This is a genomic window from Parahoeflea alexandrii (assembly GCF_024105735.1).
Taxonomy (GTDB): domain Bacteria; phylum Pseudomonadota; class Alphaproteobacteria; order Rhizobiales; family Rhizobiaceae; genus Hoeflea; species Hoeflea alexandrii.
Window position 1 is genome coordinate 1995264 of the sequence record NZ_JAAAML010000001.1, and the last position, 18575, is coordinate 2013838.

General features: G+C 63.3%; 18 protein-coding genes. 5 read left to right on the forward strand and 13 right to left on the reverse strand.

Annotated features, from left to right (window positions below):
• Positions 1-28 precede the first annotated feature (28 nt).
• The 4 genes from secG to GTW23_RS09320 form a co-directional block, all read right to left on the reverse strand.
• Positions 29-436 (reverse strand): preprotein translocase subunit SecG, encoded by a 408-nt coding sequence (secG, locus tag GTW23_RS09305; RefSeq protein ID WP_152008855.1) that lies wholly within the window; start codon positions 434-436, stop codon positions 29-31.
• Positions 437-566: 130 nt separating this feature from the next.
• Positions 567-1337, reverse strand: coding sequence for a triose-phosphate isomerase (gene tpiA / locus GTW23_RS09310; protein ID WP_152008856.1), 771 nt, complete (start codon positions 1335-1337; stop codon positions 567-569).
• 156 nt (positions 1338-1493) lie between these two features.
• Positions 1494-1955: a PilZ domain-containing protein gene (locus GTW23_RS09315; RefSeq protein WP_152008857.1), complete on the reverse strand. Its 462-nt coding sequence runs from the start codon at positions 1953-1955 to the stop codon at positions 1494-1496.
• 229 nt (positions 1956-2184) lie between these two features.
• The gene (locus tag GTW23_RS09320; RefSeq protein WP_152008858.1) at positions 2185-3360 is read right to left on the reverse strand and encodes a GGDEF domain-containing protein; all 1176 of its coding nucleotides are present in this window, start codon (positions 3358-3360) and stop codon (positions 2185-2187) included.
• A gap of 254 nt (positions 3361-3614) precedes the next feature.
• Between GTW23_RS09320 and GTW23_RS09325 the strand changes: the two genes are divergently transcribed.
• Genes GTW23_RS09325 through GTW23_RS09345 form a run of 5 tightly spaced genes read left to right on the forward strand, consistent with a single transcriptional unit; the run spans position 3615 to position 9103 of the window.
• Positions 3615-5504, forward strand: a complete 1890-nt coding sequence (locus tag GTW23_RS09325; protein ID WP_252915491.1) for a peptidylprolyl isomerase — start codon at positions 3615-3617, stop codon at positions 5502-5504.
• A 27-nt stretch (positions 5505-5531) separates the two neighbouring features.
• Positions 5532-6566, forward strand: coding sequence for an anthranilate phosphoribosyltransferase (gene trpD / locus GTW23_RS09330; RefSeq protein ID WP_252915492.1), 1035 nt, complete (start codon positions 5532-5534; stop codon positions 6564-6566).
• A 4-nt stretch (positions 6567-6570) separates the two neighbouring features.
• Positions 6571-7386 carry an indole-3-glycerol phosphate synthase TrpC gene (gene trpC / locus GTW23_RS09335; RefSeq protein WP_252915493.1) on the forward strand — a complete coding sequence of 272 codons (816 nt, stop codon included), beginning with the start codon at positions 6571-6573 and terminating at the stop codon, positions 7384-7386.
• On the forward strand, positions 7387-7881 hold the full coding sequence (moaC, locus tag GTW23_RS09340) for a cyclic pyranopterin monophosphate synthase MoaC (protein WP_252915494.1): 495 nt from the start codon (positions 7387-7389) through the stop codon (positions 7879-7881).
• Between the two features lie 10 nt (positions 7882-7891).
• On the forward strand, positions 7892-9103 hold the full coding sequence (locus GTW23_RS09345; protein WP_252915495.1) for a molybdopterin molybdotransferase MoeA: 1212 nt from the start codon (positions 7892-7894) through the stop codon (positions 9101-9103).
• Positions 9104-9133: 30 nt separating this feature from the next.
• Here GTW23_RS09345 and GTW23_RS09350 read toward each other — a convergent pair whose 3' ends face one another.
• The 9 genes from GTW23_RS09350 to GTW23_RS09390 all read right to left on the reverse strand — a co-directional run bounded on the left by GTW23_RS09350 (position 9134) and on the right by GTW23_RS09390 (position 18567).
• On the reverse strand, positions 9134-10318 hold the full coding sequence (locus GTW23_RS09350; RefSeq protein WP_152008864.1) for an NADH:flavin oxidoreductase/NADH oxidase: 1185 nt from the start codon (positions 10316-10318) through the stop codon (positions 9134-9136).
• A gap of 75 nt (positions 10319-10393) precedes the next feature.
• Complete coding sequence (locus GTW23_RS09355; protein ID WP_252915496.1) at positions 10394-12034, reverse strand: flavin-containing monooxygenase; 1641 nt, start codon at positions 12032-12034, stop codon at positions 10394-10396.
• Positions 12035-12131: 97 nt separating this feature from the next.
• Positions 12132-13064 (reverse strand): branched-chain amino acid ABC transporter permease, encoded by a 933-nt coding sequence (locus GTW23_RS09360; protein WP_152008866.1) that lies wholly within the window; start codon positions 13062-13064, stop codon positions 12132-12134.
• On the reverse strand, positions 13064-13945 hold the full coding sequence (locus tag GTW23_RS09365; protein WP_252915497.1) for a branched-chain amino acid ABC transporter permease: 882 nt from the start codon (positions 13943-13945) through the stop codon (positions 13064-13066). Before GTW23_RS09365 ends, GTW23_RS09360 begins: the two co-directional genes overlap by 1 nt.
• A 6-nt stretch (positions 13946-13951) precedes the next feature.
• Positions 13952-14671, reverse strand: a complete 720-nt coding sequence (locus GTW23_RS09370) for an ABC transporter ATP-binding protein (protein ID WP_252915498.1) — start codon at positions 14669-14671, stop codon at positions 13952-13954.
• Positions 14661-15461 (reverse strand): ABC transporter ATP-binding protein, encoded by an 801-nt coding sequence (locus tag GTW23_RS09375; protein ID WP_252915499.1) that lies wholly within the window; start codon positions 15459-15461, stop codon positions 14661-14663. Before GTW23_RS09375 ends, GTW23_RS09370 begins: the two co-directional genes overlap by 11 nt.
• A 27-nt stretch (positions 15462-15488) precedes the next feature.
• Entirely contained in the window at positions 15489-16652 is a 1164-nt protein-coding gene (locus tag GTW23_RS09380; protein ID WP_252915500.1) for an acyl-CoA dehydrogenase family protein, read from the reverse strand.
• Positions 16652-17431 (reverse strand): enoyl-CoA hydratase/isomerase family protein, encoded by a 780-nt coding sequence (locus GTW23_RS09385; RefSeq protein WP_152008871.1) that lies wholly within the window; start codon positions 17429-17431, stop codon positions 16652-16654. The genes GTW23_RS09380 and GTW23_RS09385 overlap by 1 nt, the downstream gene beginning before the upstream one ends.
• An 11-nt stretch (positions 17432-17442) precedes the next feature.
• A complete protein-coding gene (locus tag GTW23_RS09390; protein WP_252915501.1) occupies positions 17443-18567 on the reverse strand; it encodes an acyl-CoA dehydrogenase family protein in 1125 nt (374 codons plus the stop codon).
• Positions 18568-18575: the final 8 nt, after the last annotated feature.

Genomic DNA, 18575 nt, shown 5'->3' on the forward strand with positions numbered 1-18575 from the left:
CAACCGCCGGTCAATGAATGGTCAGGCCTTACTGCCCGGAGGGAACGTCCGAGCCGGATGGCACCGGCGCAGCCGGAATGTCGCCTGCAGCGTCTCCAGCGGGTGCCGTTTCCGGCGCGGAGGCAGGTGCAGGTGCGCCGCCCAATTGGTCGAGAACGCCCGAGCCGGTGCCCTGGGTCTGGGCCGGAATCCGGTCGAGAATGTCTGTCGGGCTTTCGCTGTAGCGAGCCAGAATGCCAAGCGCCAGCGAGGTGATGAAGAATGCAGCGGCAAGGATGCCGGTGGTCCGGGTCAGCGCATTGGCGGCGCCGCGCGCCGACATGAAGCCGGAACCGCCGCCGATGCCAAGGCCGCCACCTTCGGAGCGCTGGATCAGCACGATGCCGACAAGCGCCAGCACGATCATGAGATGAATGACAATCAAAACGGTTTGCATCGGTTTCTTTCCTGCCCTTGTCAGGGCGTAATCTTTGTCCGGTTTGGCGGCTCTTTACACGAGGGCAGCCAGCTTTCCAAGTCCCGTCGGGGCGCAACAGGCCAAAGCGGGTGCAAGATCATGTCGCTGATCAGCCCAAGAGGCCGCGGCAAGCCTTACAGATGGCGAGGAAGTCAGAGGCTTTCAAGCTTGCGCCGCCAATCAGCGCACCGTCGACATGCGGCACTGCGAGGAGTTCTGCAGCATTGTCGGGCTTGACCGAACCGCCATAGAGCAGTCGCATAAGCGCCCCCTCGCCTGCAAATCGCTTCTCCATTTCGGCGCGGATAAACGCGTGGGCTTCAGCAACATCGCCGACCGTCGGCGTCAGACCGGTGCCGATCGCCCAGACCGGTTCATAGGCAATGACGGTATCGGCGGCGATAGCACCATCGGGGACAGAACCCGCGAGCTGCTGGCCCAGAACCGCGAGCGTCTCGCCGGCCTTGCGCTCGGCCTCGGTCTCGCCGATGCAGATAACACGGGTGAGACCGGCAGCCTTTGCGGCCTCTGCCTTGGCCCGCACGGTCTCGTTGCTCTCGCCATGCAGCGTGCGGCGTTCGGAATGTCCGACCAGCACGAAACCGGCGAGGCAATCGGCAATCATTTCGGCCGAGATGTCGCCGGTATAGGCGCCGCTCTTCCTGTCGTGGCAATCCTGGGCGCCGATCGAAAGCGGCGTCCCGTCGGCAAGTGCGGTGGCGACGTAGAGAAGGGTGGCGGGCGGACAGATCAGCGCGTCGATGGCATCCGCAAGATCCGCCCCGAGGCCCTCGGCAATAGCCTTGAGCTCGGAGAGGTTCTCACGCGTGCCGTTCATTTTCCAGTTGCCGGCCACCAGCGGGCGAATGTCAGGTGTCATCTGTTGTCCCCGTTGCTGTCATCTTTGGACGGGGCTTAGCAGACGAAGCATGATTTGCAAACGGCAGGGGTCAAGTGTAAAACACCGGAAAGGCGATTTCTGCCGCAGGCAGAAGTTCGCTTGGACACCCCGGCTGGCTCGCGACACAAGTGAACCCTACCTGCGGGAAATTGGGAGAATGCGGTTGTATCGGCCTCTGTCCCTTGGCCGCAGGCGCCTGTTCTGTCCGGGCTCAAGGCTCGCGATCAACCGGACGAGGCTCTCCTTGAGCTCCTGATCGAACTGCACGCCGATGATGAAGGAACCGACACGCTTGATCCGGGCTGTGCAATGGGTTCCCGTCCAGGGAACATACATGTGGCAACGTTCATTGATGATATCAAACAGGGAATCTCCCGGCTTGCGACCTTCCAGGTTGGACCATGGCATCTTGTCATTGGAAAAAAGACAGCCGGTTACCGAAAGGTTGACGATCACGCCGGTGAGCGCCATGAAATGCTTGCCGTCCTTGAAGATCAGCTCGATGATGCCGGGACAATGGGCACCATAGCGCACATCGGAATTGCGATTGTAGGCTTCTCCGGTCAGATCGGTAGCACTCGAGGCGTTAGAATCCATGCCCCATTCCCTTCTTCCGCCAAAAGTGCTCAACGCAGCCCATTTCAGCTTCCATCAACCAAGAACCTCTCCGTCAACTGCTCCACTGACACGGAGTGCATTCGCCGCCTCTGACGGCAGTGAAACCGTCACCCGTGTTATCCAGCGCCATTCTCCTGTACCCAGGTGACGCCAAGGCACACCGTTTCTCGGCATCAACACGGCGGGACGAGACGGCATGAACGGCAAGTCAGCGCTTCAAACGGAAAACCTTCTTCATCCTCATTTTTCTGTCGAATGCCTTGATCTGGTTGCGGCCATTGTTCTTGGCTTCATAAAGGGCCATGTCCGCATTGCTGTACAATTCCTCGGCGGTCTTGGCGTTGTGCACCATGCAAAGACCGAGCGTGATCGTGATACGGCCGCAATCGAGGCCGTCATAGTGGTTTTTCAGCGCGGTTTTCTCGATGACGAGGCGGATGCGATCCGCTATGCCCGTGGCGATTTCCTGATTTGTGTCAGTGAGAACAATGGCGAACTCCTCGCCACCGGTACGGGCAACGAACACGTCGTCGCCAAGCGAACTCTTCATCACGTTCGCCACAACGCTCAACACGCGATCTCCGACCTGGTGACCATAGGTGTCGTTGAACATCTTGAAGTGATCGATGTCGGCGACCAGCAAAGCGTGCTGGCCATCGCTCTGCTGGTGGTTGTAAAGATCAGCCAGCCGCGCATCGAAGGCCCGCCGGTTGGACAGGCCGGTGATGGCATCAATGGTGGCGAGGCGCTTGTACTCTTCCAGTTCCGATCTGACCTGAGCCATCTCACTGGCGCACTCGACGAGTTGACGGACAACATCCTGGGCTTTTCCCATCGTGTCCCCTGTCGCCGAAGAAAGAGCCTTGACCAGTGCATCCACGGTATTGGGGCCGGACTCGGGCTTGCCGGAAACACGTGACGAGGTGTCGTCAAGCAGGTTGGAATAACGCTGCCTTTCGGCGCGATCCTGCCTGAGAAGGCGGATCACACCCTTCATCTCATCGGAGATACGCTCCCGGGTCTCTTCCACGACCCTCACACCATGATGATGCGGCAGGAACTTCTTGCCTATCTCATCAAGCTGGGTCTGACTTGGACGACGTCCGAGAGCGCCAAACTCGCGGATAAAGGCCGGGTCCGAGGTGTTGAGAAATTCCCACACAAGCGCGTAGTTGCGCGGCAGCGAGGAGATTCCCTGCTCCCGCATCTTGGTGATCACCGTTGCTGCGGGATCGATGCTTTCACTGTTTTGCAACTGAACCACGGAACGCTTCATGAAAGTGTGACTACAATATTTCGGATCTACATTTGACACCATATGTATTGAAAAACAGCTAATTTCGGCCCGGTGACGTACTGGTTGAGGGAGGCGTTTTGTTGGCAACGACCACCTAGACTGCAGCCGCACTTTTCTGCCCCGGACGGCTCCCGGCCGGATACGCAGTCCGCTTCGGGAAGCAGATCTGCCGCGCAACCGCCACCGCTCCCGCCCCGATCAGCAGCTGCTCCGGAGGCTTGTTAATCGACCTGCCCGCTCTTCATTTCGCCACCGGTTTGGTCTAAAGGGTCGGGTGAGAGATCTCGGGCTGGCTCCCATGCCGATCCGAGACCGATAATGTTGATGCCTCAGGAGCTTCGATGCTTGATATTCTGCGTAAGGGTGCCCAGGGTTGGGTTGCCAAATTCCTCCTCATTCTGCTGGTTGCGTCGTTCGGCGTGTGGGGCATCTCCGGATCGATCCTGAACGCGGGCAGCAATGCGGTGATCACCGTAGGCGAAACCGTGGTGACGCCCAACGAATTCCGCCTTGCCTACGACCGTCAGGTCGCCGTGGTGAGCCGCCAGCTTGGTCAGCGACTGACCACGGAACAGGCCCGAGCCTTCGGCATCGAGAACCAGGTCTATTCACAGCTCGTCGCCGGCGCGCTTCTCGACGAACAGGCCAGGCTGATGAACCTCGGCCTTTCCGATGACCGGCTCGCCGCGCTGATTGCCGAGGACGCGGCCTTTCATGACTTCAACGGCAGATTTGACCGCAACAATTTTCGCCGCGTGCTCAGTTCCGCGGGCATGACCGAGGAAAACTATCTCAGGAGCCGCGGCCAGGTGGCCGTGCGCACCCAGATCGTCGAGGCGGTGTCAGACGGTTTCTCCGCGCCCGAGGCGCTCATTGCGGCATTCGCCCAATATGATGCGGAGACCCGCGACGTCGATTACCTGTTGTTGACAAAATCCAGCATTGATCCCGTGGCAGCGCCCAGCGAAAGCGAATTGTCTTCCTATTTCGAGGAAAACAAGGCTCGCTATGCCGCGCCCGAGTACCGCAAGATCACCTATGTGAAGCTTGAGAACGAGGACATTGCCGATCCGGCCGCAATCACTGCCGAAGCGGCACGGGCTGACTACGAGGCACGCAAGGATCGCTACACGACACCGGAGGTCCGGACCATCGACCAGCTGGTGTTTGCCGATCGCGCGGCGGCCGATGCCGCCGCGGCAGCGCTGGCCGACGGCAAGAGCTTTGACGAACTGGTTACCGAACAGGGCCGCACGGCCAGCGACGTCCGGATCGGAAGCTTCGCCAGGAATACGGTGCCCGATCAGTCTCTGGCTGAAGCGGTTTTTGCGGTGAGCGAGGCCGGCGGCACCACACCGGTGGTCGACGGTCAGTTCGGCCCGGTCATCCTCCGGGTTTCCGAGGTCACGCCTGAATCCTCCAAGAGCTTCGAAGAAGTCGAAGCCGAAATCCGCGAGCAACTGGCGCTGGCGGAGGCCGCGCAGGTATTGCTCGACGTGCATGACGCCTACGAGGATGCGCGTGCGAGCGGCATGACGCTGCCAGAAGCGGCGGCACAGCAGAAACTCACCCCGGTAACGGTCGAGGCCATCGACCGCAGCGGCCAGACGCCTGACGGAACCGTCGTGCGCGACATCCCGGAATCGCAGGCGCTGCTGCGCGACACTTTTGAGGCCGAAACCGGCGTCGAAACACCGCCGATCAACATTGGCGCCGAAGGCTTTGTCTGGTTCGAGGTCAATGACGTCACGCCAGCAAGGGACCGCACCCTTGACGAGGTGCGCGACCGGGTTGTCACCGACTGGACCGCAATGAAGACCGCTGAAGCGCTTGGCACCAGGGCTACGGCGCTCAAGGAGCGTCTGGCCCAGGGCGCCGAGCTCTCCGCGATCGCCGAAGAGCTGGCGGTTGCCGTCGAAACCAAATACGCGCTGACCCGCGACGGTGCGGACGCCGTATTTGGCGAGGCGGCGGTGGCGTCCGCCTTCTCGGGCCCGAATGGCCTGGCCGAGGTTGCCAATGACGCGTCGGGGGAAAACCGGATCCTGCTCAAGGTGACTTCGGTCAACGACGCCTCAACCGTGACCGCGGATTCGGTCTCGGTCGAACAGCGGCGCCAGGTGTCTCAGCAGATCGCCGACGACATTCTCGACCAGATGGTTGCGCGGCTTCAGTCCGACTACGGCGTTGCGGTCAACCGTCAGCTGGCCGAACGCGCGCTGGCATTCTGAGGAACAGGAAAACGGGGGTCGACCGCAATGGCTGATCTGAAGTCCTTCATCGCCAAGGTGGCCGACGGTCAGGCGCTCGACCGGAACGAAGCCCGCTCTGCATTCGGCGTGATGATGTCGGGTGACGCCACGCCCTCCCAGATCGGCGGCTTCCTGATGGCTCTCAGGGTCCGCGGCGAAAGCGTCGACGAGATCTACGGCGCGGTCAGCGTGATGCGCGAGAAGATGCTGCCGGTCAAGGCGCCCGCCGATGCAGTCGATATCGTGGGAACCGGCGGCGATGCGTCGGGCACCTACAATGTTTCAACGGCGGCGGCCTTCATCACCGCCGGCGCCGGGGTCAAGGTGGCCAAGCATGGCAACCGGGCTCTGTCCTCGAAGTCAGGCACGGCTGATGCTCTTTCTGCGCTTGGGATTTCGCTCGAGCTTGCCCCGAAAGGCATCTCGGCTTGTATCGAAGAGGCTGGCCTCGGCTTCATTTTCGCCCCGGCGCATCATTCGGCGATGCGGCATGTCGGACCGAGCCGGGTGGAACTCGGCACCCGCACTATCTTCAACCTGCTTGGTCCGCTTTCCAACCCGGCCGGCGTGAAGAAGCAGTTGCTGGGCGTGTTCTCAGCGCACTGGCTCGATCCGCTGGCACAGGTGCTGCGCGATCTCGGTTCGGAGACAGTGTGGGTGGTGCATGGCGACGGCCTTGACGAGATGACCACCACCGGCGTGTCCCAGGTTCATGCGCTGGAGAACGGCCAGATCCGCACATTCGAGGTTACCCCGGAAGAGGTTGGCTTGACCCGGGTTCCGCTGAGCCAGCTCAAGGGCGGCGACGGCGTCGCCAATGCGGCGGCGCTGAAGCGGGTGCTGGAAGGCGAGAAGAACGCCTATCGCGACATCGCGGTGCTGAATGCCGCCGGCGCGCTGGTGATCGCCGGGAAAGCCCAGGGCTTGCGCGACGCCATCGCCATCGCCGCACAGTCGATTGACAGTGGCGCAGCACTCGAAGCGCTGAGCAGGCTGGTGAGCGTGTCGCAGGCGCATGCGCCGGCACCGAAGGCAGGGTGAGACGATGAGCGATATTCTCAACCGCATAGAGGCCTACAAGCGCGATGAGATCGCCGCTGCCAAGGCCGCCATCCCGTTTGAAGAGATCAAGGCGCGCGCCCGCGATGCGGACAGCCCACGCGATTTCATCGGGGCGATCGAGGCAAAGCACCGTGCCGGCGGCTACGGGCTCATCGCCGAGATCAAGAAGGCCAGTCCATCCAAGGGGTTGATCCGCGCGGATTTCGACCCGCCATCGCTGGCCAGCGCTTACGAGGCCGGGGGCGCGGCCTGTCTTTCCGTGCTGACCGATGCGCCGTCGTTCCAGGGTGCTCCGGAGTTCCTGACCGCCGCACGTGCTGCCTGCGCCCTGCCGGCGCTGCGCAAGGATTTCATGTTCGATGTCTACCAGGTGCACGAGGCGCGCGCCTGGGGCGCCGACGCGATCCTGATCATCATGGCCTCGCTCGACGACGATGACGCGAGAAGGCTCGAAGACGAGGCGCATGCGCTCGGCATGGCGGCGCTGATCGAGGTGCATGACGAGGCCGAGACCGAACGGGCACTGAAGCTCGACAGCCGGCTGATCGGCGTCAACAACCGCAACCTGCGCACCTTCGAGGTGTCGCTGACGAATTCCGAACGGCTGGCGCCGATGGTTCCCAGTGACCGGATCCTGGTCGGCGAAAGCGGAATCGGCTCGTTCGCCGACTGCCAGCGGCTTGAAAAATCAGGCATTTCCACCTTCCTTGTGGGCGAAAGCCTGATGCGCCAGGCCGATGTGACGGCCTCCACCAAGGCGCTGTTGACCGGCGCGGTCGCAAACGCGGCGGCGGAATGAATGGCTGACGAGAGCTCCCCGCGCCTGACCCATCTTGCCGAGGACGGCTCGGCCGCCATGGTCGATGTCGGCGACAAGGCGGATACTGTGCGAGTTGCCGAGGCGATCGGCCATGTTCGGATGAAACCCGAAACACTCGCACTGATCCTGGCCGGAAACATGAAGAAGGGCGACGTGATCGGTGCGGCACGGATCGCCGGGATCATGGCCGCCAAGCAGACCGCCAATCTCATTCCGCTCTGCCATCCGCTGGCGCTGACCAAGGTCAGCGTCGAGATCGAGCCAGATGAGGCGCTGCCGGGCCTCCGCGTGCGTGCGCTTGCCAAGCTCACCGGCAAGACAGGGGTCGAGATGGAGGCGCTCACCGCCGTCTCCGTGACCTGCCTGACCATCTATGACATGGCCAAGGCGGTGGATCGGGGCATGGAAATCGACGGCATCAAGGTGCTGGCGAAATCGGGCGGAAAATCCGGCGACTGGAAACTCGACACCTGAAGGAAACATCATGGCGCTGATGCCGGTTGACGAAGCCCTGACGCGGATCCTGGACGGCGCTGCCCCCTCGGCCAACACCGAGATTCTGCCTCTCGCGGAAGGCGGCGGGCGCGTTCTTGCCCGCGATCTCCTGGCCTTGCGGACACAGCCACCCTTCGCAGCCTCGGCGATGGACGGCTACGCAGTGCGCGCGAGCGAGGCGGTGACCGGCGCCAAACTCAGGCTGCAGGGTGAATCTGCCGCAGGCCACGGATTCGACGCCCCCCTTGCCCCGGCCTCGACCATCCGCATTTTTACCGGAGCCCCGGTGCCCGAGGGCGCGGACACGGTGCTGATCCAGGAAGATACCGAGCGGCTCGATGACGGTCTGGTGCTGGTCATGCAAGCCCCCGAGGCCGGTCGCAACATAAGGCCCGCCGGCGTCGATTTCACGGAAGGCAGAACCGGGCTCGCAAGAGGCCGCGTGCTCGATGCCGGCGCCATTACGCTCGCTGCAGCGATGAACCATGCCGAGCTGCCGATCATCCGCAAGCCGCGGGTCGCAATTCTTGCCACCGGCGACGAGTTGCGCCTGCCGGGCCAGACACTTGGCCCGGGCCAGATCATCGCTTCGAACACCTTCGGTATCGCCGCGCTGGCGCGCGGTGCCGGCGCCGACGTCATCGACCTCGGTATTGCCGCCGACCGGCTGGACGCGCTCGACGAGGCGCTGGATACGGCGCTGGCGCACGAGGTCGACGTGCTGGTGACGATCGGCGGCGCTTCGGTTGGCGACCATGACCTGGTCCAGAAGGCGCTGACCGGCCGCGGCATGGCGCTCGATTTCTGGAAGATCGCGATGCGGCCGGGCAAGCCGCTGATGTCGGGCAATCTGGGCAAGCTGCGGGTGCTGGGGCTGCCTGGAAACCCGGCCTCGAGCCTGGTCTGCGCGCACCTGTTCCTCGAGCCGCTGATTGCGCGGCTGGCCGGACGGCCCGACCCTGACCGCAAGAGAACCGCGCGGCTTGGCAATGACCTGCCGGAAAACGATCAGCGCCAGGACTATCTGCGCGGCGATCTTGAGATCGATGCAGAAGGCCGGCTGTTTGCCATCCCGTCGGCGCAGCAGGATTCCTCGCTGATGACGGTGTTCGCCGACGCCCGCTGCCTGATCATCAGGCCGCCCTTCGCGCCCGCGGCCAGGGCCGGATCGATCTGCGAGGTACTGGTTTTGCGGCCCTGACCGCCCTGGTCAGTTCCGGGCAAACCATGGCTATGTTGCTGGCCGGTCCCAACCTGCACCTGATGCGGGCCGGTCGACCTGGCGGGTGGCCTTGACCGGTTGCGCGTCGGGATGAACCAACGGAAAGCCGAGCCAGTTGTTGGGCCGGGCGCGCAGATATTGCGGCGCGTAGTCGACATCGACGCCAAGCCGGGCGGCGGCATGCAGACCCCAGCGGGGATTGTCGAGCATGGCCCGGCCAATGGCCACCAGATCGGCCTTTTCCTCGCTCACAATCTCTTCGGCGAGCTCCGGCGTGGCAATAAGCCCGACGGCCATGGATACAAGCCTCGTATGCTTCTTGATCAGCGTGGCGAAATCGACCTGATGGCCGGGGGTGGCCGCCGGGATCTTCGATCCGGGCGCCAGGTTGCCCGCCGACATCACAACATAGTCGACACCCAGCGCTTCGAGTTGCCGGGCAAAGGCGACGGCCTCGTCGATACTCTGTCCGTCAGGATGCCAGTCGGTGGAATTGACCCTGACGCCGAGCGCCTTTTGCTTCGGCCAGACCGCCCTGACCGCGCGCACCACTTCGAGCGGAAACCGCATGCGGTTCTCCATCGAGCCGCCATAGGCGTCGGTGCGGTGGTTGGTGACCGGCGACAGGAACTGGTGCAGCAGATAGCCGTGCGCCGCGTGGATCTCGAGAACATCGAAGCCGGCCCGGCCGGCGCGGACGGCGGCGTCGACAAAGGATTGTGTTACGCGGGCAATGTCGTCCGCATCCATTGCTTTTGGCGTGTGCCAGGTCTCGTCATAGCCGAAGGCGGAGGGACCGAAGGTCTGCCAGGCCCCCTCCTCCGGTGGCAGCGATTCGCCCTTGTTGCGATCGCGGATCGATCGGCAGGAAGCGCGGCGGCCGGCATGGCCGAGCTGGATGCCGATTGCCGCATCCGACAGTTTTCTCGCCTCGGAGACCAGCGACGAAAGCGCCGCCTCGTGCTCGTCGGTGTAGAGCCCGAGACAGCCGTGGGTAATCCGCCCCGCCGCCTCGGTGGCGGTGGCTTCCATGATGACAAGGCCGGCGCCCGAGAGCATCAGCCCGCCGACATGGATCAGGTGCCAGGGCTGCGCCAGCCCCTCGACGGCGCTGTACTGGCACATCGGCGACACGACGATGCGGTTGGCGAGCGAAACGCCGCCCATCTCAAATGGCTGAAACAGTGCGCTCAACGCTGCACCTCCTTCAATCTGTATCGGGTCGCGGGCAAGCCGGAATCTGGCCGGATGCTGCCCGAAACATCGTTGTCAGGCTTCGGCGTTCTGCCGCGCCGGCTCGAAAGCGAGCTCGGGGTAGCCGCCGGTCTTGGCCGCGGCACAGGCTTCGGCATATTTGTTGAAACCGCCGATGAACATGGTCAGGCCCTGCGACTTGCCCTCGACATTGGCGCCGACCCACCAGGTCTTGGCCTTTCGCACCAGCGACATGGCGGCAAGATTGACGACGACATCCATCCAGCGCGCCTCGCCCGCCTCCGTCGCCTCGACGACGCGCTGATCGTTGTCTTCCATGTGGGTGATCAAGTCGGCGATCCAGTCGACATCGTGTTCGCTGATGGTGATGATGTTGGCGAGTGCCGCCGGCCCGTTGGGACCGCAGGTCAGGAACATGTTGGGGAAACCTTCGACCATCAGCCCGAGATAGGACTGGGCGCCGCCCTGCCACTTGTCGTTGATCGAGCGGCCGTCGCGGCCCTCGACCCGGAACGCCATCAGCGCGCCGGTGAGCGCGTCATAACCGGTGGCGAAGATGATCATGTCGAGCTCGACCTCGCCGGCCTCGGTGCGAATGCCGTTTTCGGTGATCTCGACGATCGGATCCTTGAGGCAGTCCTTGAGGTGGACATTGGGCAGGTTGTAGGTCTCGTAGTACTCGGTATCGAGGCAGGGTCTTCGGGCAAAGACCGGATAGCCGCGGGGTTTGAGCGCCTCTGCCGTGACCGGATCGTCGACGACTTCATCAATCTTGCCGCGGACGAATTCTGCGACCTGGTCGTTGGCCGCCTGGTTGACCAGCAGGTCGGAGAACGAGCCGAGGAAGGTGTGACCGCCATTGATCCAGGCCTGTTCCATGGTCTGGAGGCGCTGCTCCGGCGGCAGGCTGAAAAAAGGCCGTGAGGTGACGGGCCGAGTGCCGCCCGTCGGATTGAGCCGCATCGCCGCCCGCATGCCGGGATAATTGGCCTTCATCTCGGCCTGGTATTCGTCCGAGATCGCGTGGTTGCGCATCGGCAGGCTCCAGCTGGGCGTGCGCTGATAGACATAGAGTTCGCCCGCCTGGCGGCCGACTTCCTGCACGATCTGGATGCCGGAAGAGCCGGTGCCGATAACGCCGACCCGCTTGCCGGTGAAGTCGACCTTCTCATGCGGCCATTTCTGCGCCCTGAAGATCTGGCCCCTGAACTTGCCGATCCCTTCGATCTCCGGATCCTTGGGGACGGACAAGGGGCCCGTCGCCATGATGCAATAGGGCGCCTCGACGATCTCGCCGCTTTCGAGCGTGGCGCGCCAGAGTTTTGCCTTGTCATCCCACACCGCGCTCTCGACCCGCGTGTCGAAGAGATAATTGTCGCGCAGCTTCAGCTTGTCGGCGACGAAATTGGCGTAAGCCAGGATTTCCGGCTGTGCGGCGAACTGCTCGGACCAGCTCCATTCCTGCTGAATCTCATCGGAGAAACCGTAACTGTAGTCGACGCTCATCAGGTCGCAGCGCGCGCCGGGATAGCGGTTCCAGTACCAGACGCCGCCGACGTCGCCACCGGCCTCGATACCAAGGACGTTCTTGCCCATTTCGCGAAAGCGATAGACGGCGTACATGCCGCCGAAGCCAGCGCCAACTACGATGATGTCCACGTGTCTGGTGGCCGGGTTTCCTGTCTTGGCGTTCATCTCGATACCTCCGGTCTGACTTTTGAAATGCGGGTCTTGAAAGGGAGAGTGGCGACGGGCGGCAGCCACACAGCACCATTGCGCCGGCCAGGGCGCATCACTTGCGCCCTCCGGCCTTGTAGCGGCGGACAAATGCGCCGAGTTCGCCCACCACGCCACGCCTGAAGAACAGGATGACGGCGAGCAGGATGACGCCTTGCGAAATCAGCGCCCATTCGCCGAACTGCGCCAGGTGGTCGTTGAGGCCGATGACGATACCGGCGCCGACCATCGGGCCTGTCAGCGTGCCGAGGCCGCCAAGCAGCGTCATGAAGATGACCTCGCCCGAGACGTGCCACGAGACGTCCGTCAGGGTGGCGAACTGGAACACCGTGGCCTTCAGGCCGCCAGCCAGCCCGGCCATGCCGGCCGAGAGCGTCATTGCCACAAGCTTGTAGCGGTCGGGCTTGAAGCCCAGCGACTCCACCCTTGGCTCGTTGTCGCGGATTGCCTTGAGCACCTCGCCGAAGGGCGAATGGACGACGCGGTAGAAAAACGCGATCGACAGAACGGTCACGGCAAGGACGAAATAGTAGAAGGAGAAATTGTCCGACAGGTCGATGAAACCGAAGATCTCGGTGCGCGGAATGCGCTGCATGCCGTCCTCGCCGCCGGTGAACTCGGACTGCAGCAGCAGGAAGTAGACGAACTGCGCGATGGCAAACGTGATCATGGCAAACTGGATGCCCGAGCGGCGCACCGCGACCAGGCCTACGAGGAAGCCCATCACGGCGCCGATCAGCATGCCGCCGATGATCGCGATCTCAAGCGAGACGCCGGTGGTCTTGAGGATATGCCCGGTGATGTAGGCCGCGGTGCCGAAGAACATCGCCTGGCCGAAGCTGAGCAGTCCGGCGTAGCCCAGGAGCAGGTTGAAGGAGGATGCGAAGATGACGAAGACGAGGATCGTCATCAGCGTCACCGAGTAGACGAAGAACGGTGCGATCAGCGCCAGAACGAGGATCGCGGCGAGGCCAAGATAGCGGCTCATCACGCGCCCTCCTTCTTTGAAAACAGACCCTGCGGACGCAAAATTAGAGCCAGGATCATGATGACGAAGATCACCAGATTGGCGCCTTCGGGGTAGAACACCTTGGTCAGGCCCTCGACCACGCCGAGAAGGTAACCGGTCAGGATGGCGCCCATGATCGAGCCCATGCCGCCAATCACCACGACCGCGAAGATGACGATCATCAGGCTCGACCCCATCGATGGCGACACCTGGTAGATCGGTGCTGCCAGCACCCCGCTCAGCCCCGCCAGACCGACGCCGAAGGCGTAGGTCAGCGTGATCATTCTGGGCACGTTGATGCCGAAGGACTCGACGATTTCGGGGTTTTCGTTGGCGGCCCTCAGGTAGGAGCCGAGCTTGGTGTGCTCGATCAGGTACCAGGTGCCCAGGCACATGGCGAAGGAGAACAGCACCACCCAGAGCCGGTACCAGGGCAGGAACATGAAGCCCAGATTGACGCCACCGGGGATCGGCGACGAATAGGGCAATCCCGATGAGCCGTATTGCTGGCGGATCAATCCTTCGACGATCAGCGTCACCGCATAGGTGGCGAGCAGGCCGTAAAGATGGTCGAGATGATGGATCGGCTTGAGCACCAGACGCTCCATCACCATGCCGAAGATGGCAACCACCACCGGCGCGATGAACAACGCGCCCCAGTAGTTGATGCCAAGCGTGTTGAGCAGCAGCCAGGCGATGAAGGCGCCGAGCATGTATTGCGCGCCGTGGGCGAAGTTGACCACATGCATCAGGCCGAAGATGATCGCCAGCCCCATCGAGAGCATGGCGTAGAAGGAACCGTTGATCAGACCGATCAGCAGCTGGCCCATGAGGAGTTGGATTGAAATGCCGTCGAACATCGCCGCTTACACTCCCAGATAGGTTTTGACGCGGGCCATGTTGGCCTGGAGCTGATCTGCCGCCAGGACATCGACGACCTGGCCGTGCTCGACCACGACGTGCCGGTCGGCGACCATCTGCGCGAATTTGAGGTTCTGCTCGACCAGCAGGATGGTGTAGCCACGCTGCTTGAGCCTCAGGATCTGCTGGCCGATCTCCTTGACGACAACAGGTGCCAGACCTTCGCTTGGTTCGTCGAGCAACAGGAAACGGCTGCCGGTGCGCAGGATCCGGGCAATTGCCAGCATCTGCTGTTCGCCGCCCGAGAGCATGGTGCCCATGCTGTTCTGCCGGGCGCGGAGATTGGGGAACTGTTCAAGCAGTTCCTCGTCGGAGGAGCCACCGGCACTCAGGACCGGCGGCAGGCCGAGGTTTTCCCGCACCGACAACGAGGCGAAGATCGCACGCTCCTCGGGGCAATAGGCTATACCCTGGCGGGCGATCTCGTAGGTCTGCCTGCCGATCAGTTCCGCGCCCCTGAACCGGATCGAGCCCTTGCGCTTGCGCACGATCCCCATGATCGAGCGCAGCGTTGTCGACTTGCCCGCGCCGTTGCGACCGATCAACGTGACCAGTTCGCCTTCGGGAACCTCGAAATTCATTCCATGCAGGGCCTGGGATTCTGCGTACCAGGCGTTCAGGTTCTCGACCTGAAGCAATGGGGCCTTTGCGGTCTCAGAGCTCATCGACGCCTCCCATGTAGGCACTGATCACGTCCGGGTTGCTCGACACTTCCGCATAGGTGCCTTCGGTCAGGACTTCGCCCTGCTTGAGCACGGTGATGCGCTCGCTCAAGCTGGAGACCACGGACAGGTTGTGCTCGATGATGACGATGGTGCGGTCCTTGCCGACCTTGGCGATCAACTCGGTGATCGGCTCGACATCCTCGTGCCCCATGCCCGCCGTGGGCTCATCGAGCAGCATCACCGAGGGATCGAGCGCCAGCGTGGTGGCGATCTCGAGCGCGCGTTTCTTGCCATAGGAGAGATCGGAGGCGGCTAGGCCAGCGCTGTCGCTGAGTCCCACTTCGCCGAGCAGCGCCATCGCGCGCTCGTTGAGCTCGGCGACTGCCCGCAGCGAGCGCCAGAAATGGAAGGAGCGCCCATATTTCGACTGCAGCGCGACGCGGACGTTTTCAAGGCAGGTCAGGTGCGGAAACGTCGCGGAAATCTGGAATGAGCGCACCAGGCCCTGTTGCGCCACCTCGGAGGTCGGAAGCCGCGAGATATCGCGACCCTCGAGCAGGATCTGCCCGGAGGTCGGCTGCAGCGCCTTGGTCAGCATGTTGAAGCAGGTGGTCTTGCCCGCACCGTTCGGCCCGATCAGCGCGTGCACCGACCCGCGCCTTATCTTGAGGTCGACATCCTTGACCGCGAAAAAGCCGCCGAAGGACTTGCTGATGCCCCGGGCTTCAAGGGCGTATTCGGGCGCGGGAGAACCTGCCTCCGCCGGACTTTGCTGCTCAGTGTGTTGCATGATCCGTCTTTCCTCCCTTGCAGCACATCAGGATGGCAACCCGAGCACGGCCTTGGCCAGAATTGTCCGCTGGATCTCGTTCGAGCCGCCGAAGATCGCCAGTGCGCGGGAATCGAGATAGAGGTTCATCGCGTCGACCTCACCGTTTCCGGTCGGCAGATCGTCGAGAAAGCGGGCCTCTTCGCCTGCAATATCAAGCGTTTCCTCGGTGATCTTCTGGTAGAGCTCGGAGCAGAAGATCTTCAGCACCGACACATCCGCGCCGAGCGTTCCATCGTCGCGCAACTGCTTGGCGAAACGCTCGAAGGCCGAACCGAGATCGTAGAGATCGAGCCGGAGCCGGGCGTAACGGGCCACGAAGGCGGGATCGGCGAAGGCTCCGCGCGCCTCGGCGAGCTGCTCGAGCCGGGACAGCGCAACTTCTGGCCGCGACGGCGCGCCGAGGAAGATCCGCTCGTGGCCGAGCACCGCCTTGGCGAGGTTCCAGCCCTTGTCGACCTCGCCGACCAGGTTTTCGGCCGGGACGCGGACATTCTCGAAGAACACCTCGCAGAAATCGGCTTCCTGGCGCAGGTTCTCGATCGGTCGAACGGTGACGCCCGGCGAGGTCAGGTCGACCAGCAGCACGGTGATGCCCTTCTGCTTGACCTTCTCGTCGCGCGAGGTGCGGGTCAGGAGCAGGATCCAGTTGGCGCAGTGGGCGAGCGTGGTCCAGATCTTCTGGCCGTTGACGATGAAACTGTCGCCGTCGCGCACCGCGGCGGTGCGCAGACTGGCGAGGTCGGAGCCGGCACCGGGTTCGGAATAGCCCTGGCACCAGACATCCTCGCCCGACAGGATGCGCGGCAGGTAATGCGCCTTCTGCGCCTCGGTGCCGAACTCGATCAGCAGCGGGCCGACCAGCCCAATACCGTGGTCGGGAATGCGCGGGCAGCCGAGCCGGGCCCATTCCTCGACATAGATGATGTGCTTGGCGGCATTGAGCCCCATTCCGCCGTATTCCTGTGGCCAGACCGGCGAGAGCCAGCCCTTGTCCGCCAGCGCGTGGTACCAGTCAGCGAGCTCATCGAACACCGGCCGCTGCTTGCGCATGTTGCGCAAGCGCATGGGGCAGTTCTCGTCCACCCAGCTGCGGAAGATCTTTCGGAACTCGGTGTCGGAGAGGCTGTTCCAGTCCTGCTGCTCAGCCATCACAATTCGTCCTTGAACACCGGGGCGCGCTTTTCGACAAAGGCGCGCATGGCTTCCTTGCTGTCTTCGTGCCGGGTCATTTCGACCGTCAGGTTTTGCTCGAAGCGGTAGCCGTCCTTCAGTCCCATGGTCTCGACGGTGTTGATGGCACGCTTGGCAAGGCGGATCGCGGCCGGGCTCTTCGACGCGATGTTGCGGGCAATTTCCATTGCGGTGTCCATCAGCTCCTCGGGCTCGACGCAGGCCTCGATCAGGCCGCGGCGGTAGAGTTCTTCCGCAGGCACCCGCCAGCCGGTCAGCACCATCCGGCGGGTCAGGCCCTGCGGGAAGACGCGCATTGTGTGGCGGACGCCGCCCATCAGGCCGATGTCGATCTCCGGCAGGCCAAAGGAGGCATTCTTGGAGGCGACGATCATGTCGCTGCAGATCGCAAGCCCCATGCCGGCGCCGAGCGCCACGCCATTGACCGCGGCAATCACCGGAATGTTCATCTCGATGATGACGAAGCCGACTTCACGGGCGCGGCGCAGATGCCGGTTGGTGTCGCCGGGCACGCCCTGGCCAACCTTGGCGCGAGACTTGATGTCGGCGCCGGCGCAGAAGCATTTTCCCGCGCCGGTGAGCACCACCACCCGCACGCCCGGGGTCTCGTTGAGCTCGTCAAAGACCGAGATCAGTTCCTCGACGAATTCCCGGCTCTGCGCATTGACCGGCGGCGCGTCCATGGTGACGACGGCGATGTGGTCCTTGATGACGGTCTTGATCAGATTGTTTTCCATGTCCGGTTCCTTCAGGCTGCGCGCTCGAGCGCAACGAATTGCAGCCTGAGCTGCGCAGGGTTTCCAAGGGTGGCGTTCAGATTGACGGCGCGCTTCATGTAGAGCCCGATGTCGCATTCATCGGTGAAGCCCATGGCGCCGTGCAGGTGGATGGCCTTGCGGGTGATGTCGACGGCGGCGTCGCCGGCTCGAGCCTTGGCGGCGAGCACGGCAAGGGCCGCGGGCTTGCCCGGCTCGTCGGCCAGCCGTTCAAGTGCGTTGACGATGGCCGCACAGGAGAATTCGGCGACACTCCACATATCGACCAGCCGGTGCTGGATCGCCTGAAAGCTTGCGATCGGCTTGCCGAACTGCACCCGCTCCTTGGTGTAGTCCACCGTGGCTTCGAGCGCCTTCGACCCGGCCCCGGCGAGCTCGGCGGCCAGCGTCAGCCGCGTCGCCTGGATGGCGTCATCGAGCAGGTCATTGCCGAGCAGGCCGCGCGCCAGAACCTGTTCCGCGGCGACAGGGCAACCGTCAAACCGGACCTGCGCCAACGTTGCACCATCGACCGTCGGGCGTTCCGACACACTCAGGCCATCCGATCCCGCCGGTACGCTGATCAGCACCCGCTCGTCTTTCGACCGGGCGAGAACCAAGAAAACATCCGCCGATGCTGCCGCCACAACAAGATCCGCCGTGCCTGAAAGCGTCACCCCGGCCACATCTGCGGTCGCGGTGACCACGGCAAATCCGCCGTCAGTGGTCTGCCAGACGGGAGAAACCACAAGCGAGCCCGAGATCAGCCCTTCGGCCAGCCTCGATCGTTCGGCACCTGGTTCGGCCCCGGCCAGCAGCGTGCCGGAAAACACCGAGAGCTGCGCCAGCGGCTCGGTGATCAGCGCTCGGCCCAGCGCCTCGCTGAGGATCGCCTGTTCGGACAAGCCGAGGCCTGCGCCACCAAGATCCTCGGGCAGCATCAGGCCGAGCCAGCCGGCCTCGGCCATGGCCGACCAGATGTCGCGATCAAGATCCCGGCCCGCACCGCGCCGCGCTCTCAATGACTTGGCGCCATCGAAGCGTTGCGCAAACGCTGCAACGCTGTCGCGCAGCATGGCAAAGGTGCCGTCCGGGTCTTCAAGGATGATTTCGGGCATGGTGCCTC

Excerpts from the sequence above, each read along its gene's own strand:
- GTW23_RS09355 (WP_252915496.1), bottom strand. The coding sequence starts at position 12,034 with ATGAACGCCAAGACAGGAAACCCGGCCACCAGACACGTGGACATCATC.
- GTW23_RS09345 (WP_252915495.1), top strand. The coding sequence starts at position 7,892 with ATGGCGCTGATGCCGGTTGACGAAGCCCTGACGCGGATCCTGGACGGC.
- trpC (WP_252915493.1), top strand. The coding sequence starts at position 6,571 with ATGAGCGATATTCTCAACCGCATAGAGGCCTACAAGCGCGATGAGATC.
- GTW23_RS09370 (WP_252915498.1), bottom strand. The coding sequence starts at position 14,671 with ATGAGCTCTGAGACCGCAAAGGCCCCATTGCTTCAGGTCGAGAACCTG.
- trpD (WP_252915492.1), top strand. The coding sequence starts at position 5,532 with ATGGCTGATCTGAAGTCCTTCATCGCCAAGGTGGCCGACGGTCAGGCG.
- GTW23_RS09380 (WP_252915500.1), bottom strand. The coding sequence starts at position 16,652 with ATGGCTGAGCAGCAGGACTGGAACAGCCTCTCCGACACCGAGTTCCGA.
- moaC (WP_252915494.1), top strand. The coding sequence starts at position 7,387 with ATGGCTGACGAGAGCTCCCCGCGCCTGACCCATCTTGCCGAGGACGGC.
- GTW23_RS09375 (WP_252915499.1), bottom strand. The coding sequence starts at position 15,461 with ATGCAACACACTGAGCAGCAAAGTCCGGCGGAGGCAGGTTCTCCCGCG.
- GTW23_RS09325 (WP_252915491.1), top strand. The coding sequence starts at position 3,615 with ATGCTTGATATTCTGCGTAAGGGTGCCCAGGGTTGGGTTGCCAAATTC.
- GTW23_RS09360 (WP_152008866.1), bottom strand. The coding sequence starts at position 13,064 with ATGAGCCGCTATCTTGGCCTCGCCGCGATCCTCGTTCTGGCGCTGATC.
- tpiA (WP_152008856.1), bottom strand. The coding sequence starts at position 1,337 with ATGACACCTGACATTCGCCCGCTGGTGGCCGGCAACTGGAAAATGAAC.
- GTW23_RS09365 (WP_252915497.1), bottom strand. The coding sequence starts at position 13,945 with ATGTTCGACGGCATTTCAATCCAACTCCTCATGGGCCAGCTGCTGATC.
- secG (WP_152008855.1), bottom strand. The coding sequence starts at position 436 with ATGCAAACCGTTTTGATTGTCATTCATCTCATGATCGTGCTGGCGCTT.
- GTW23_RS09390 (WP_252915501.1), bottom strand. The coding sequence starts at position 18,567 with ATGCCCGAAATCATCCTTGAAGACCCGGACGGCACCTTTGCCATGCTG.
- GTW23_RS09385 (WP_152008871.1), bottom strand. The coding sequence starts at position 17,431 with ATGGAAAACAATCTGATCAAGACCGTCATCAAGGACCACATCGCCGTC.
- GTW23_RS09315 (WP_152008857.1), bottom strand. The coding sequence starts at position 1,955 with ATGGATTCTAACGCCTCGAGTGCTACCGATCTGACCGGAGAAGCCTAC.